This is a genomic window from Undibacterium sp., assembly GCF_030683615.1.
In the GTDB taxonomy this organism is placed as follows: domain Bacteria; phylum Pseudomonadota; class Gammaproteobacteria; order Burkholderiales; family Burkholderiaceae_D; genus Undibacterium; species Undibacterium umbellatum.
This window is the reverse complement of record NZ_JAUXQE010000022.1, coordinates 123279-139082: the sequence shown is the minus strand read 5'-3', so window position 1 is coordinate 139082 and position 15804 is coordinate 123279. Positions and strand designations below refer to the sequence as shown.

Annotated in this window: 13 protein-coding genes; 11 read left to right on the top strand and 2 right to left on the bottom strand. The window is 51.4% G+C overall.

All coding sequences use genetic code 11. The features are described from left to right. Window positions 1–5: 5 nt before the first annotated feature. Window positions 6–1535: a peptide MFS transporter gene (locus Q8K39_RS12235; protein ID WP_222616648.1), complete on the bottom strand. Its 1530-nt coding sequence runs from the start codon at window positions 1533–1535 to the stop codon at window positions 6–8. A gap of 485 nt (window positions 1536–2020) precedes the next feature. On the opposite strand from Q8K39_RS12235, the gene Q8K39_RS12230 reads away from it, so the two are divergent. Both Q8K39_RS12230 and Q8K39_RS12225 read left to right on the top strand, forming a co-directional pair. Continuing rightward, complete coding sequence (locus Q8K39_RS12230) at window positions 2021–2200, top strand: hypothetical protein (RefSeq protein WP_186955794.1); 180 nt, start codon at window positions 2021–2023, stop codon at window positions 2198–2200. A 141-nt stretch (window positions 2201–2341) separates the two neighbouring features. Further along, entirely contained in the window at window positions 2342–2740 is a 399-nt protein-coding gene (locus Q8K39_RS12225; protein ID WP_305260523.1) for a glutaredoxin domain-containing protein, read from the top strand. A gap of 97 nt (window positions 2741–2837) precedes the next feature. Here the strand turns inward: Q8K39_RS12225 and Q8K39_RS12220 are convergent, their stop codons facing one another. Further along, entirely contained in the window at window positions 2838–4796 is a 1959-nt protein-coding gene (locus Q8K39_RS12220; RefSeq protein WP_305260522.1) for a methyl-accepting chemotaxis protein, read from the bottom strand. Window positions 4797–5104: 308 nt separating this feature from the next. Between Q8K39_RS12220 and Q8K39_RS12215 the strand changes: the two genes are divergently transcribed. From Q8K39_RS12215 to Q8K39_RS12175, 9 genes are all read left to right on the top strand, one after another. After that, on the top strand, window positions 5105–6433 hold the full coding sequence (locus Q8K39_RS12215) for a pitrilysin family protein (RefSeq protein WP_305260520.1): 1329 nt from the start codon (window positions 5105–5107) through the stop codon (window positions 6431–6433). 4 nt (window positions 6434–6437) lie between these two features. Then, window positions 6438–7841, top strand: a complete 1404-nt coding sequence (locus Q8K39_RS12210) for a pitrilysin family protein (protein ID WP_305260518.1) — start codon at window positions 6438–6440, stop codon at window positions 7839–7841. Window positions 7842–7988: 147 nt separating this feature from the next. Next, window positions 7989–10451 (top strand): S9 family peptidase, encoded by a 2463-nt coding sequence (locus Q8K39_RS12205; protein ID WP_305260517.1) that lies wholly within the window; start codon window positions 7989–7991, stop codon window positions 10449–10451. 133 nt (window positions 10452–10584) lie between these two features. Further along, window positions 10585–11016, top strand: a complete 432-nt coding sequence (locus Q8K39_RS12200) for an ANTAR domain-containing response regulator (RefSeq protein WP_186955799.1) — start codon at window positions 10585–10587, stop codon at window positions 11014–11016. A gap of 108 nt (window positions 11017–11124) precedes the next feature. Next, on the top strand, window positions 11125–12468 hold the full coding sequence (locus Q8K39_RS12195) for a sensor histidine kinase (RefSeq protein WP_305260515.1): 1344 nt from the start codon (window positions 11125–11127) through the stop codon (window positions 12466–12468). Between the two features lie 19 nt (window positions 12469–12487). Next, window positions 12488–13243 carry a LytTR family DNA-binding domain-containing protein gene (locus Q8K39_RS12190; protein WP_305260514.1) on the top strand — a complete coding sequence of 252 codons (756 nt, stop codon included), beginning with the start codon at window positions 12488–12490 and terminating at the stop codon, window positions 13241–13243. Window positions 13244–13461: 218 nt separating this feature from the next. Further along, window positions 13462–14271 carry a TatD family hydrolase gene (locus tag Q8K39_RS12185; RefSeq protein WP_305260513.1) on the top strand — a complete coding sequence of 270 codons (810 nt, stop codon included), beginning with the start codon at window positions 13462–13464 and terminating at the stop codon, window positions 14269–14271. 92 nt (window positions 14272–14363) lie between these two features. Beyond that, on the top strand, window positions 14364–14747 hold the full coding sequence (locus Q8K39_RS12180) for a hypothetical protein (RefSeq protein ID WP_186955803.1): 384 nt from the start codon (window positions 14364–14366) through the stop codon (window positions 14745–14747). A gap of 145 nt (window positions 14748–14892) precedes the next feature. After that, window positions 14893–15765 carry a DMT family transporter gene (locus Q8K39_RS12175; RefSeq protein WP_305260511.1) on the top strand — a complete coding sequence of 291 codons (873 nt, stop codon included), beginning with the start codon at window positions 14893–14895 and terminating at the stop codon, window positions 15763–15765. Window positions 15766–15804: the final 39 nt, after the last annotated feature.

Here is a 15804-nt window from a genome sequence, read left to right as displayed (position 1 = left end):
GCAGCTTAGTGGATGCCGTGCATTTTTTTTGCCATCCATTTATTCAACAGCATCAGGACGCAGCCAGCCGTGATAGGGATAATCGTGAATATCAGGAAGAACACTGACAATGAATATTCTTTCGAGATTGCTCCGATATAACTGCCGCTGTAACCAGCCAGTTTATTCGCGATCGCTGTGTTCAGAAACCACACGCCAAACATCAGGCCCAGCAAACGTTGTGGAGCCAGCTTACTGATGTATGACAGGCCAACCGGGGAGATGCACAGCTCGCCCATGGTATGGAAGAAGTAAGCTGCAATCAGGAAAATCATACTGACGCCTGCAGTTTTTGCGCCTGCGGGGATGCTCGCAGCACCATACGACAAAGCAGCAAAACCTAGGCCCAGCAGTATCAGGCCAACACCAAACTTGATCGGCCCACTAGGATTCCAGTGTTTTTCCCACAACTTGGAAAACATCGGTGCCAGGATCACCAGGAAGAAAGAGTTCAATACACCGAACCAACTTGCGGGAACATCAGACTGCTCAAGCGCAAACTCGCGTTGCAACATCCAGACGACCAGCGCCCAGATTGCTCCTATGCAGGTGACCAGCAGTACATTCGACAGCAGGTAGCGTTTGGCAGTGCCAGCGAATAATTTGATTAACAGCCATGACAGAATGACGGTAGGTATGACAGTCATCAGGCTATTGATGATTTTGAACACCATGCCGCTGGTCCCGACCAGAGTGCGGTCAGTAAATTTATCCGCAAAAATTGTCATGGAACCACCAGCCTGTTCAAATGCGAACCAGAAAAAGATGGTGAAGAAAGAAAATACGCAAATCGCCAACAGACGGTCGGCTACTATATGTGGCGCAGCTTCTTCAACTGCTACCACTTGAGTCGTTTGCTGGGACTTTGCCAGACCAATGTCACCAAATATACCCTGGCCAAAATAGAACTGGATTGCACCCAATAACATGAATGCACCGGCCAGGCCAAAGCCCATGGGCCAGGAGATTTTTTCACCTATGTAGCCGCATAACAGGATACCGAAGAAAGCGCCAGAGTTCACGCCCATGTAGAACAAAGTATAACCACCATCACGGCCACCTTCATTTTCCTTGGTATACAACTGACCAACGATGGCAGAGATATTTGGTTTGAACAAACCAGTACCTGCAACCACCAGGCCCAGGCCGGTGTAGAACATCGCCGGAGTTTCAAACAACAGACAGGCGTGTCCGGCTGCGATGATGAATCCTCCAAGTACAACAGAACGTCTGCTACCTAATATCTTGTCTGCAATATAACCACCCAGGATAGGGGTCAGATATACCAGGCCGGTATACCAGCCATATAGGGAAAGAGCTTGCTCGTCACTCCATCCCCAACCGCCATCAACCAGCTTGCTGGTCAGGAACAGCACGATCAGCGCGCGCATGCCGTAGTAAGAAAACCGTTCCCACATTTCTGTAAAGAACAGGACGAACAAGCTATCCGGGTGTCCCAGAATAGTGTGTGCACCTGGTGTTTGAATTTGGTTCAAAGTGCTCTCCAATAGTTTTTTAGTATAAAAGTCGCAGCCGGCCGCAAAATTTTTTTCAATGCGTGCCTTGAAATGATGTGAATTGCGTCAATTCGGCGCGTAGCTTACCACGACAAAATTCTCATATAAAAAGACATATGCTGCGATGCAGCAAAATATGCTGTGCTGATTTCCACAATCAGCTTTATTCAGGATGTAGCCATCCTCCCTCTGAAGAGCTGGCTTTTGCTAACAAAATAAATAATAAAAAAGCAAAATTTCTGTGCAGGTGCAATAGTTAAATAGTGTTAATCGAAATATATTTGATGGTATTATTTTGCCGAATTAATAATTTCAAAAGAACATGTAAGCAAACTCTGGAGAGCAAGAGCTTATAGAGCTTGGCAGGCGAGAGCGTAATGGTTTAATGAATTCCAGGCATTTGACTTGGGGGCGAATGCTCTGGTGTTGTGTTATTCCCTCATCAATCAATCAGGAGACTTTAGATGTTTAAATCAACAACAAAAAAATTAATTGCTCTGGCTTTGGCAATTGGCTGCAGTGCTGCATTTGCTTACCCGCCTCCCTATTTTTTCTGCAATAAGGAATGCATCAAGCAAGCCCCACGCGGCTCTGCTGAATACCAGCAATGCATGACCGATTGCCTGTCTGATTATCCACAATAATCTGTTTCAAAGACTGAGGCGCGATGAGTAAGGCCTGCTCTTGGGCAGGCCATTCCGTGTGACTCGTCAAAAATAGTGATCATCAGCTTCAGGCTGGTGATCACTATCTTTTTCATTCAACTATTTGATCCGGGATGCAGTGTGAAAATAGCAAAAACGATACTGAGCTATGCTGGGATAATCGCCGTAGGCTTATTGATAGGCTATGTCGCGCCGCGTCTTCCCATGTGGTTGAAACCTGCTTATCAGGAAGGCGATTATTCAACTCACTTCCAGAATACCAAAAGCAAGGTTCTCCTGTATGGCACAGCCAGTTGCAGTTTTTGTCAAAAAACACGGGCTTATTTTGATGAAAACAAGATCGAATTTGTGGAACTGGATGTAGAAAAGTCACCTGCTGCTGCCGCCAGACATGCGGAGCTGGGCGGTGAAGGAGTGCCGGTCGTCATCATAGGTAAGAGCATGATACGTGGCTATCAGCCGGAAGTATTTCAACAGGCTTTGCAGGCCATGGCCAAGATGCAGACGGCGGCAAAATGATACGCCGCCAGGCAACTGTCTCGCCCTACATAAAAAATATGGACATCAAACACAAGTGTTGATGTCCATTTCTTTTTACTGCCTGGCATATTGGAAATCAGTTCACTTTAAACGCCAGCAGGGCTTGCCACAACTTCTGGGCTTCTTCTTTTAACGAAGCTGCGGCGGCGGCAGATTCTTCCACCAGTGCGGCATTTTGCTGGGTAGTCTGGTCCATCAAACCTATCTCATTGGTAATCTGGGCGATGCCGTGGCTTTGCTCGGCAGAAGCACTGGAGATTTCATTAAGAATGGTTGACAGGCCTTCTACCGAGGCCAGGATCTCGGTCATGGTCTTGCCTGCATGACTAACCACTTCAGAACCTACATCGACTTTGGCGATCGAGGTTTCTATCAATGACTTGATTTCTTTCGAAGCGATGGCGCTGCGTTGTGCCAGGTTGCGCACTTCGGAAGCCACAACCGCAAAGCCGCGGCCCTGTTCTCCAGCCCGCGCTGCCTCAACCGCTGCATTCAGGGCCAGGATATTGGTCTGGAAGGCGATGCCTTCTATCGCTGCGATGATGTCAAACATCTTCCTGGATTCACCAGAAATGTCAGCCATGGTATTAACCACTTTGTCGACCTGGGTGCTGCCGCGCTGCGCTGTCTGGGCAGCAGAGACAGCCAGTTGCCTGGCCTGTTCTGCGTTGCCTGCATTTTGCCTGACAGTCTGGTTCAGGCTTTCCACACTGTTGGCGGTTTCTGCCAGCGATGATGCCTGGTTCTCGGTTCTTTCTGACAGATCGATATTACCCATGGCGATCTCGCCAGAAGCATTCGAGACAAACTCGCTACTGTCACGTATATGCGTGACCATGGTTTTGAGTTGCTGCTGCATGCCATGCAAGGCATACAACATGCTGCTATTATCACCTGGCTTGAGTGTCACCATCGTGGTCAGGTCGCCTTCGGCCACACTTTTGGCGATGCCTACCGCCACATCAGGCTCACCACCCAGCGGCGCAATGACCAGCTTGTTGATGACAAAAGTCAGGATGGCTGATACCACCAGCACACTGAAGATACCGATAAGGATGGCGGTATTGCGCAGATAATTGACGTCTGCGAGTATCTTGTCTTCCGGCACGCTGATGACAAAAGACCAGGGAGTCGTGGTGGCACCTATCTGTATAGGCACATACATGCGTTTCACCGTGGTCTGCATGACAGTGTGCTGTATGGTGTTACTATATGTCTGGCCTGCCTTGATGGCGGCTTTGGCAGCCTGAGCCTCAGCACTGTCGCCTATGTTTTGTCCTACATTTTTGGCATCGGCATCACCGATGTAGATACCATTGTTGGAAATCAGGCTGGCATAGCCGGTTTCATAGGGGTGTATCTTGCTGACATCTTCCTGAAAGCTGGCGACAGGTAAATCTACCGTGACTGCACCGACAAACTGGCCCTTGGCCTTGACCGGGATGGTGACCGTGGTCATGAAGACATCCTTGCCTGCAATCTTGTACATATACGGTTCCAGCAAGACTTCATTGCCGCTTTTTTTGGCCAGCAAATAGTAATCACCCGCACCCTCTTTCTCATAATCAGTCAGTGCTTCTACCTGGGTCTTGCCGCTGCCACGATTCCAATAGGGCAGGTAGCGGCCAGTGGCATCATGGCCTTCCTTGCCTGCGTACTCGCTATCCTTGCCATCAAAGGCATTGGCTTCCCAGATCGTGCCTATGCCGGTAAATTCCGGGTGACCTTCCAGCACGCTTTTCAATAGCAGATCAGCCTGGGCACGGTCGGCCTTGCCACTGGCCTGCATGGCTGCCAGCTCAAATGCCAGGCTGCGGCCTGCGTGCAGGGCGAGGTTAATACGGTCTGCCACTTTGCCTGCATTGTTGATGGCCAGTTGCCTGGCATATTGCTGGGCTGATTCCTGCTGCATGCTGCCAGCCTGCTTGGTCAACAAGCTAATGGTCACGGTGAAACCAGCCAATACCATGGCGATGACGGCAAAAAGCATTTTGGCGCGCAAGCCAAAGCGCGCGGGGGAGGTGGTTAAAGTCATGATTCTGAGCCTTGCTTATTTTTCCGTGCAGAATTGTCTGCTGAATATGCATGATATGACGGATTGAGGCATTCTTGCCGCCTGCCAGCTTATTCGCGTCTCTGTCGTGACAATTTGCAACGATTTAACTTGCCAGTATGTCAAAATCAGGTATAGATTCAGCAATTTTGATGGCAAACAAATTGCCTTACTCTTTTCTGTCCGCATGCTGAACCACACACTGTTTTTGTGGTCGTAGCATGTAGAGTGATGGCAGCCTGATATGGTCTAAATATTTGCAATCGATAGGTAAACCAGGGAGACAAGCAATGAAGTGGAAAAATCTGGTCGCTGCAAGCGGCTTTTGTATAGGTATTATGGGGCTGGCAGCAACGGCCCAGGCCGTGAGCGTCGAGCAGGTGAAGACATTCACCCTGCCCAATGGCATGAAATTTCTGGTATTGGAAAACAGCACGATACCAAACGCGAATATGTACACCTACTGGAAAGTCGGTTCGCGCAATGAAGTGCCTGGCATTACTGGTCTCTCGCATTTTTTTGAACATATGATGTTCAATGGCTCCAAGAAATTCGGCCCCAAACAATTTGACCGCACCATGGAAGCCAATGGCGGTGCCAATAATGCCTATACCAGCAATGATCTGACTGTGTACCAGGACTGGTTTCCGGCCACTGCCCTGCCTGTCATTTTTGACCTGGAGAGCGACCGTATCGCCAACCTCAGCATAGACCCAAAGATGGTGGAGAGCGAGCGCGGCGTGGTCTTGTCCGAGCGCAGTACCGGGCTGGAAAACTCCAATCTGCGCGCCCTGTGGGGCGAAGTGTATGCATCTGCCTTTCGCGCTCATCCCTATTCCATCCCTACGATAGGCCATGAGTCTGACATCAAGGCCTGGACACTGGATGACTTGCAACGTTACTTCAATGTCTATTATTCGCCGAATAATGCGGTGGCTGTCATCGTTGGTGATGTCAAGGCAGCCGAAGTAAAACGCCTGGCTGAAAAGTATTTTGCCAATGTCCCGCAACGTGCGTTGCCGCCAGTCGTGCGCACTGTAGAGCCTGAACAAAAAGGCGAGCGCCGGGTATTCGTGCGCAAGGAGTCCGCCACCGCTGCCAATCTCATGGTGTCATACAAGATGCCAGCAACCAGCCATCCTGATTACTATGCCCTGAATGTCATCGCCAGCATACTCACCGATGGCAAGACTTCACGCATGTACCAGGCCCTGGTGGACCAGCGTCTGGCAACACAGGTTGGGGCCGATCATGGCAAGGCGTTTGACCCTGGCCTGTTCAACTTCTTTGCTGTTGCTGCCAACAAGGTGCCAGCTGCCAAAGTCGAATCAGCTTTGCTGGCTGAGATAGACAGGTTGGTCAAGGATGGCGTCACTGCAGATGAATTGCAAAAAGTCAAAAACCAGAAACTCTTGAATTTCTACCGCGCCCAGGAAACCATCAATGGCAAGGCAGCCCAGCTCGGTGAATATGAAATGTATTTTGGCGATTATAAAAAGCTGTTTGATGCGCCAGATGCCTACCGCAAACTGACACCTGCCGATATCCAGAGTGTCGCAGCCAAATACTTTAAAAAATCACAAAGAACAGTAGGCGTGCTTGCTGCTGTAGAGGAATAAGAAAATGATCAGTAAAAAAATTCTCGCCTATAGCCTCGCCAGCCTGAGTTTGCTGGCTGCAAACAGCCAGGCTGCCGAATTCCGCCTGCCTGCCTTTGAAACTGCCAAATTGCCAAATGGCCTGACCGTGTATCTGATGGAACGCCATGACGTGCCCTTGATTGCTGTGCGCGCCGTCGTCAAGGCGGGGGCCGTCAGTGATGCCAATAATGCAGGCCTGGCCAACCTGACTGGTGACGCCTTGCTATTAGGCAGTAGCAAGTACGATAAAAAGACCCTGGACCAGACATTTGATTTTCGCGGTGGCCGTATTGGCAGTACCACGACCGCAGAATCGACATCCCTGAATGCCGATTCTGCCAGCGCCGATGTGGGTGTACTCTTGCCCATCTTTGCTGACGCCATGCTGCGCCCGGTATTTGAAGCAGAAGAATTTGGCAAGCTGCGTTCACGGACAGTTGACGGATTAAAGCAAGCCAAGGAAAGCCCGCGCAATGTCGTGCAAACCTATTACCGCAGCATGTTGTTTGGTAACGGTGCGTATGCCAATCCGGTAGGAGGTACAGTCAATAGCGTGACGGCACTGCAACCCCAGGATGCCAAAAAATTCCACCAAAGTTATTACCGGCCAGAAAACGCAGCCCTGGTGGTGGTTGGCGACTTCAAGCCCAGCGTCATGCGCGCCCAGTTGGCCAGCTTGTTCGGCTCATGGAAAGCCACTACTGCCATGCCCGCAACTGCTGCCAATGGCAAGGTAGAAGCAGACAAGGCACGCGTCTGGCTGGTCAACAAATCAGATGCAGTAGAAACCACTTTCCTGTTTGGTGGCAAGGGCATTGCCCGCAATGACCCTGACTATGTTCCGCTGCAAGTCATCAACACCATTTTGGGTGGTCGTTTTACTTCCTGGCTGAACGATGAGTTGCGGGTTAATTCTGGTCTGACTTATGGTGCCAACAGCGGTTTCTCCCCTTTGGCAGATACCGGCAGCTTTGCCGTTTCCAGTTTCACGGCCACACCCAAGACCGAGGCTGCGCTGGCATTGGCCACCAAGACTTATCAGCGACTGTGGGATAAGGGCATAGATGCGGCAACTCTGGAATCGGCCAAAGCCTATGTCAAAGGCCAATTCCCACCGCGTTTTGAAACCAATCAGCAACTGGCAGGCTTATTGGGTGACATGTTTGTCGCCAAAGTCGGACGCGAACAAATTGATCATTTCATGCGTGATGTCGATGGCCTCAATGTCGACAAAGCCAAACAATTGGTGGACAAGCATTTCCCCCGCGATAAACTGCAAATGCTATTGATAGGCAAGGCAGAGAGCATACGCAGTATTGCTGCCAGCTATGGTGAAGTCACTGAACTGGACATTACTGCAAACGGTTTTGCACCGGGCGCAAAGTAGCTAATAAAACGAGATGTTGATGTAAACTGGTTACAATACTTGATAAACACCGCCCCAAACTGGGGCGGTAATTGTTTGTAGGGCGCAAAAAATTATCAAATTAGCCCTGAAATTTATTATCAAGATGTATATCAGGATGCTCTTTTAATGATACGTATCAAACCCTTGTTCGTCGCCGCAACACTCGCTCTGTTAGCGTCGGCCAGTAGCTACATCCATGCCGGTAATGTAGCGGAATCCGGCTACCAGTTGCCACCGGCAGAATTGCAAGCCGTGGTCGATGCGCCCAGAGGCCCGCTGTTTCGCCTGGGGCCTCAGCGCAAGACGGCATTGTTGCTGACCCTCCCGGGCCTGGCCAGTATTGCCGATGTCTCGCAGCCAGAATTGCGGCTGGCGGGTTTGCGCATCAATCCACGTACCCGTGCCGCCAGCCATTTTGACTTTGGCAATGGCATGAGTCTGCTCGATATTGCTACTGGCAAGGCGCGTGAAGTCAAAGGCTTGCCGACCAGACTCAAGATAGCAGAAACGGCCTGGTCACCCGATGAGCAATGGCTGGCCTTCAGTTTATGGGTAGAGGGCGGTGTCGAACTATGGTTGCTGGATGTAAAAAAAGGCACAGCCCGTCGTTTGATGGGTGACAAACTGAATGCAGTGACAGGCCCTGGTTTTTCCTGGATAGAAGGGTCAGAAAAACTGTTGGTCAGGTTGGCCCCAATGCGTCAGAAGGAATTGCCACCACCACCTGCTGTACCTGCAGGCCCGAACATGCAAGAAACCAAGGGTGGCAAAACGCTGCAAAACCGCATTTATCCCGATATGCTGAGGACAGCGCGGGATAGCGATACCCTGGACTGGTATCTGCAGACCCAACTGGGCATCGTCACCTTGAATGGTGAAGTGCGTCGTATTACTCGCCCCATGACGCTGATCAAGTCTCTGGCATCGCCTGACGGCAAGCTGATTTTGACCACGCAACTGCGCCGCCCGTATTCAACCATGTTGCCAGTTGACCGTTTTGCCCAGCTGATAGAACTCTGGGACAATCAGGGCAAGAAGATCAAGACCGTGGCCGAGCGCCCTTTGCGCGAGCGCATACCCACAGGTAATGACGCCGTGCAAGCCGGGCCGCGTGATTTTGGCTGGCGCACGGATAAACCAGCCACCCTGTACTGGCTGGAGGCGCAGGCTGGTGGCGACCCTGATGTGAATAGCAAAATCCATGATGCCCTGTTCCAGCAGGCCGCTCCGTTTGATAAGCCAGCACAAAAGCTGATGGATATCCCCTGGCGCTTTGGTAATGTGCAATGGGGCAATGATTACCTCGCCGTGGTCACTGAAAACTGGCTGAAGACACGCGACACCCGTACCTGGCGCATACAGCCAGGTGTGCCGGACAGCAAGCCAGAACTGATGTTTTCCCGTAAGTCAGAAGATCAGTACAGTAATCCTGGCACGCCGGTGATGATGCAAAATGCCCAGGGCCGCATGGTCTTGCGCATCAGCCCGGATGGCCGGGCGATTTTCTTTACTGGCAACGGTGCCAGCCCTGAGGGGGACCGCCCCTTCCTCGATAAATTCGATTTGACGAATAAACAGACGACACGTTTGTGGCGCTCACAGGCACCCTATTATGAAGAGGTGCAAGCCTTGCTGAATGATAAAGGCAGCAGCTTCATTACCAGCCGCGAGTCAGTCGAAGAAAGGCCCAACTTCTATCTGCATGATTTGCTGGCCAATACTGCGCCACGGGCCCTGACGCAATTCCCGCACCCCATGCTGCAGTTCAAGGGCATCAAGAAACAGCAAATCCGCTATGAGCGTGAAGACGGAGTGGACCTGACCGCCACCCTGTACTTGCCACCGGGCTACGATCCCAAACGCGATGGCCCCCGCCCTATGCTGATGTGGGCGTATCCGCGTGAATTCAAATCGGCAGAAGCAGCCGGGCAAGTGATAGGCTCAGCCTACAAGTTCAACCGCATTTCCTATAACGGCCCACTGCCCATGCTGGCGCGTGGATATGTCGTGCTGGATGGTCCCACCATGCCCATCATAGGGGAAGGCAAGAAAGAACCGAACGACACTTTTCTGGAGCAACTGAAGATGAATGCAGAGGCTGCCGTGGATGAAGTGGTGCGTCTCGGGGTGGCAGACCGCAACCGCATCGCCATCGGGGGGCATAGCTATGGTGCTTTCATGACCGCAAATCTACTGGCGCATACCCGTTTCTTCCGTGCCGGCATCGCCCGTTCGGGGGCCTACAACCGTAGCCTGACACCTTTCGGCTTCCAGTCTGAAGACAGGAATTTCTGGAAGGCCAACAAGGTCTATCAGGAAATGTCCCCCTTCAATTTTGCCCACCAGTTCAAGGACCCCATCCTGTTCATTCACGGCGAGCAAGACAATAATTCTGGTACCTTCCCCATGCAAAGCGAGCGCATGTATCAGGCCATACAGGGCCTGGGCGGGGCCACCAGGCTGTCCATGCTGCCAAATGAAAGCCATAGCTACCGCGCCCGCGAATCCATCCTGCATATGCTGTGGGAGCAAGACCGCTGGCTGGAGATGTACGTCAAAAATGCCAAACCAGATGGCAACCGGGACTAGTGGGCTGTAACCGTAGTATGTAAGCGAGTGATTCAGTTGGAAAGGCGGCAGATACGACAGATCTGCCGCCTTTTCTACATGAACTTAAAGTTTTGCATTAATATGCAAATTGAACCCTTTTCCACACCTAGCCATGCTAAAAACCGTCATCCTGGATGCGAATGCCGTTGCCCGTAATTTGCTGACTTCTGTTCTGGTGAATGGCGGTCATGAAGTGGTGGGAGATGCCAATCTCACGCCTGCCAGCCTGGCCCGTATTATCAAGCTCAAACCCCAGGTTGTCTGTGTAGACATCGGTGAAACGGATGAAGAGGGTCTGGCCCTGCTCGACAAGATCAAGTCCGAAATGCCCAAGGCACTGTTATTTCTGGTGTCTTCAAAAATAGATGCGACCGTACTGCAAGCAGCCCAGCAACGCGGCGTACATGGTTTCATCGTCAAACCCTTCAATTCTGTGGCGGTGCTGAGCTCTATACGCAATACCATCATCCGTATTGCCAAACAGCAAAGAGCCGCTACCACTGATAGTACTCCGGAAGACGCAGGCGAAGCCGGGGCAGATTAACTCGTCAAGGAAAAAACGCATTTCATCCAACGGCAGCGAGCTTTATCACATTTTTCCTACACCATTCATGCAATCCCTACACTGAATCAAACTTCATAAGGAATTGCCATGTCAGCCATCAATCCCATGCGTTCAGCTTTGCATCATTCAGAACAACTACTGCCAGCCGAGGTGACGGCAAAGAGCGAAACCTGGCTGACTCGCGCCCGTAATTATCCAGTGTTTTCGCGCACCTGGTTTCGCTACCGGGCGCAAGCATGGATAGGCTTGTTTATCATTGTCGACTTGCTGGCTCTGGTGGCTGGTTTGCTGGCAGATGCCGACATGCGCAAAATGGCTTCAGCCTTTGTCCCTTTGACAATAGGTGGAACGGCTCTGCATTTATTGGGGCCAGCAATGGCCGTGTGGGTCAGGAACCGGGCTTACACCGGGAAAAAGGAAGTGATATCCCTATGCCTGGCCCTGTTGCTGGGTGCTGCATGCAGCTATGGTGTGTTGGTCGCGGTGAAATATGCCACCAAGTATGTCGCTTATGGCACCAGCAATATTGAGATTTCAGTTGTTGGTTCTCTGGGGGCGACCAGTAAAGTCCCAGATAGCGCATCCTCTACTTCTGCTGCAACAGGTAAAACCAGCAACAACACTGAAGCCAACGATAAAAAAGAACTCAGCAAAATTGAGCGATCACCTGCCCTGGAAATGGCGGTGCAGACATTTTCATTCCTGGTTTTTGCTGGTCTTATCACCTACACTGCGGGCGCAATTGATCTGTGGTATTTCTTCCGTCAGAAAAAACGCTTGCAAGAACTCTTGCGTCAACAAGAACTCAGTGCAGCACAGGATGCCCGCCGCGAAGCCGAACTGCGCCTGTCAATCCTGGCCGCCCAGGTAGAGCCGCATTTCCTGTTCAATACCCTGGCGGGTGTGCGCTCCGCCATATTGACTGAACCTGAAAGGGCGACCGCCATCGTTGATCATCTGGTTGATTATCTGCGTGCTACCATACCGCAGATGCGCAATGATGGCAGTTCTGGGCAGGCAAGACTCAAGCAGCAACTGGAGGCTGCCAGTGCCTATCTCGGTCTCATGCATGCCCGCATACCACGTCTCAGTTACAGCGTGGACAGCGAAGTGGCCGATGCCGCACTACCACCACTGATGCTGATTTCACTGGTAGAAAATGCCGTCAAACATGGGGTAGAGCCCAAGATAGGTCCGGTCCATGTGGCAGTGTTTGCGAAACAATTACAGCAGGATGGGCTGACCATGCTGGAACTGACAGTCGCTGACAATGGTGTAGGCTTTGCCGGCAGCAGTTCTGGTTCTGGCATAGGCCTGGCGAATATCCATGAAAGACTGGCATCCATGTATGGCAAGCGCGCCAGCCTGGTATTGAAAGCCTTGCCAGAGGGCGGCGTAGCAGCGACTATATTCCTGCCTCTTGAACCATAATCAGACGAAGAGTGAAATCATGACCACAGCCATCATCGCCGATGACGAAGATTTGCCCCGCAAGGAATTGCGCCGCATGCTCAATAAAGTCTGGCCAGAACTGGTCATACTGGCCGAATGCGAACATGGTGCCGAAGCGCTGGAAGCAATACACCAGGAAGAACCAGACATTGCTTTCCTGGATATACGCATGCCAGGCATGACAGGGTTGGACGTGGCGCATGCCGTAAAAGGGCGCTGCCACGCCGTTTTCACAACTGCCTATGACAGTCATGCACTCGATGCCTTTGCTGCTGGTGCGATTGATTATTTGCTTAAACCTATCTCTGAAATCAGGTTACAGGAGGCCGTCGCCAGACTGAAGGAGCGTATCGCCAGCAAGCAGCCAGTGACTGATGTCAGCCAGCTCATGTCTGAACTCGACAAGCGTCTGAAGAATACGACAGCAGAACGGATACGCTGGATCAGTGCCAGCGTCGGCGATACCATCAAGATGTTCCCGGTAGAAAAAATCCTGTTCTTCAGTTCAGATGAAAAATACACGCGCGTGGTGTGCATCGACGATGAAGCCCATGTGCGCAAGCCACTGAAAGAAATCATGGATGGACTTGATCCCGATATTTTCTGGCAAGTCCATCGTGGCACTGTGGTACGCGCTGATGCTATTACCCGTGCGCACAGGGATGAGTTGGGCAAGTACACGGTGGAGCTGCGCGGCCTGCAAGAAAAGCTCAAGGTGAGTCAGGCCTATGCATGGCGTTTCAAGCCGATGTAAGTAGTTTGAATTTGCAACACGCCCTGACTGAAACACTTGATATTTTTCATCATCTCGCATTAAGATGGCGCTGGCGTTTAAAAAAACAGCGCCTTTTTTTAATAATAAGATTTGGATCTATCCAGACTATCCCTTGCAGTTTTTGCTTCTGTATACCCACAACTGAATTGTTGTGCGGCCGGTAGTCCAAATAATAAAAACAACAGGAAATTTATACCATGCTACAAAAACCTGCACTGATAGATATCGGTGCGAATCTGAGCAACCGTCGTTTTCATGCCGACCTTGATGCTGTCATCTCACGAGCCAAGGAGGCAGGTGTAGCACATATCATCGTCACAGGCACCTCCGAGCGTGCCAGCCATGATGCCCATGCGCTGACACAAACATATCCTGGTTATCTGAGCAGCACTGCAGGGGTGCATCCGCATGAAGCCAAGAACTGGAATGCGCAAGCTGCCAGGAGTATAGAAAAACTTGCCGCCAGTAAGACGGTGCTTGCAGTTGGTGAATGTGGTCTCGACTATAACCGCATGTTCTCGACTGAAGTACAACAGCGCGCCTGCTTTGAAGCGCAATTACAGCTGGCGGTGCGCTTGCAAAAACCGGTGTTCCTGCATGAACGTGATGCGCATGATGATTTCTTTGCCTTGCTCAGACAATACCGTCCGCAACTGACGGGCGCAGTGGTGCACTGCTTCACTGGCAACACAGACGAATTGCGCGCCTATCTGGATCTTGACTGTCACATTGGTATCACTGGCTGGATCTGCGATGAAAGACGCGGTGATGACTTGCGCAAGGCCGTCAAATTTTTACCTAAAGACAAACTGATGATAGAAACTGATGCACCGTTTCTATTGCCGCGCAATTTGCCCGTGCGCCCGGATGATGGCCGCAATGAGCCGATGTACCTGCCGGTGGTACTGGAAGCAGTTGCTGCTATTCTACGGATGTCGCCAGTAACACTGGCACAGCAGATACGAAAAAACACAGAACAGTTTTTTGACTTGCTCACGACAGAATAATATCTGCTCTTTGCTGACGGTAGCCTATGCCAGGCTGTATCCCCTGAGCCGTATGGAGAGATCAGCTTGTGTTTAAATTTGGAGTCTAAAAAATGAAACACCTCATCTTATTGTGTGCGGGCTACCTGCTTCTGAATAGCTCAAGTGCGCAGGAATTATCCACGGCAGGATACGTCGGCTCTTTGGAAGGGGCGGTGCAGGCATGTACTGAGGCATTTCCTCAAAAGGCTGCGATTTACAATGACACACTGTATCGTTCGGTAAAGTGTCATCTCAGTGAACCGGAGTTTCAACAGTGGCGCAATAAGTTGCGTAATCAGCCACCGCACCGGGAGCAATACCTGAAAGCCTATACCCAAGGAAAGAATAGTCTGGGCGATCATCCGGCGAACAGGAAGCGGGAGTGTGCCAGCCTTGAATCACTGGCTTGTGATCCCGGCAGCGACCCTCGTCGCGATCCAGATTTCAAGAAGTAAGAAAAAATTCATGAATTGGCTTTGCTCCATTATTTGATTTGGCCTGCTGTTCCCTTTTTATTGTTCATTTCCCTCATGTCCGAAAGCTGCCAGCAGCTTTTTCGGTAGTTTGTTAAGCTGCACTCCTGATCTTGATGGAGTGCATATGCGCAGTGTTGACTTATTACGTTTGATTTCCCTGGCCGCGATCTGGGGAGCGTCTTTCCTGTTCATGCGGGTGCTGGCTCCGGTGGTCGGCGTCTTGTGGAGTGCCGAGGTCAGGGTGGGGCTGGCCGGCATCGCTCTGTTGGCCATGATGCTCATCACTGGCAGGGCCATGAATTTTCGTGAAAACTGGAAGTCTTTCCTGATACTGGGCACGATTAATTCTGCCCTGCCTTTTGCCCTGTATTCGTATGCTGCACTCAGCATCCCGGCCGGTTATTCAGCAATCGTGAATGCCACCAGTCCGCTGTGGGGGGCGATGATGGGGGCGGCTTTTCTGGGGGAACAATTAACTATGCGCAAGATGGCTGGCATGGCGACGGGTGTGCTCGGCGTTGCCTTCCTGGTGCGCCTGGGACCAGTGGAATTTAACAGCACTCTGGTGCTGGCAGTGCTGGCCTGCGTGGGCGCAACCTTGTGTTATGCCATTGTCGGTATTTACACCAAGAAAAAACTGACAGGTCTCACGTCCATGCAAATGGCGACAGGTTCGCAGGTGGGCGCGGCGTTTGTGCTATTGCCCTTCTTGCCGCTGGCACCAGTGCAGGGCGAAATCACGGCAACCATCGCGATGGTGGGCATCGCCCTGGCTTTACTATGCAGTGCCGTTGCATACCTGATTTACTTTCGCCTGATGGCTGACCTGGGGCCGACCAAGGCTTTGACCGTGACTTTCCTGATCCCGCTGTTTGCTTTGCTATGGGGCTATCTGTTCCTGAATGAGCATATTACAATGAACACGGCAATAGGCTGTGCTGGCGTGGTGCTGGCGACCTGGCTGGTGGTGTTTCAGCCAGCTCCAAAAACGACATAGAATTGATCAAAAAAATGCCGCTTACTCCAGATGGGGTAA

Bases quoted from the DNA above. Each gene is read 5' to 3' on its own strand.
- Q8K39_RS12230 (WP_186955794.1), top strand. From the start codon at position 2,021: ATGTTTAAATCAACAACAAAAAAATTAATTGCTCTGGCTTTGGCAATT.
- Q8K39_RS12220 (WP_305260522.1), bottom strand. From the start codon at position 4,796: ATGACTTTAACCACCTCCCCCGCGCGCTTTGGCTTGCGCGCCAAAATG.
- Q8K39_RS12215 (WP_305260520.1), top strand. From the start codon at position 5,105: ATGAAGTGGAAAAATCTGGTCGCTGCAAGCGGCTTTTGTATAGGTATT.
- Q8K39_RS12210 (WP_305260518.1), top strand. From the start codon at position 6,438: ATGATCAGTAAAAAAATTCTCGCCTATAGCCTCGCCAGCCTGAGTTTG.
- Q8K39_RS12205 (WP_305260517.1), top strand. From the start codon at position 7,989: ATGATACGTATCAAACCCTTGTTCGTCGCCGCAACACTCGCTCTGTTA.
- Q8K39_RS12200 (WP_186955799.1), top strand. From the start codon at position 10,585: ATGCTAAAAACCGTCATCCTGGATGCGAATGCCGTTGCCCGTAATTTG.
- Q8K39_RS12195 (WP_305260515.1), top strand. From the start codon at position 11,125: ATGTCAGCCATCAATCCCATGCGTTCAGCTTTGCATCATTCAGAACAA.
- Q8K39_RS12190 (WP_305260514.1), top strand. From the start codon at position 12,488: ATGACCACAGCCATCATCGCCGATGACGAAGATTTGCCCCGCAAGGAA.
- Q8K39_RS12185 (WP_305260513.1), top strand. From the start codon at position 13,462: ATGCTACAAAAACCTGCACTGATAGATATCGGTGCGAATCTGAGCAAC.
- Q8K39_RS12180 (WP_186955803.1), top strand. From the start codon at position 14,364: ATGAAACACCTCATCTTATTGTGTGCGGGCTACCTGCTTCTGAATAGC.
- Q8K39_RS12175 (WP_305260511.1), top strand. From the start codon at position 14,893: ATGCGCAGTGTTGACTTATTACGTTTGATTTCCCTGGCCGCGATCTGG.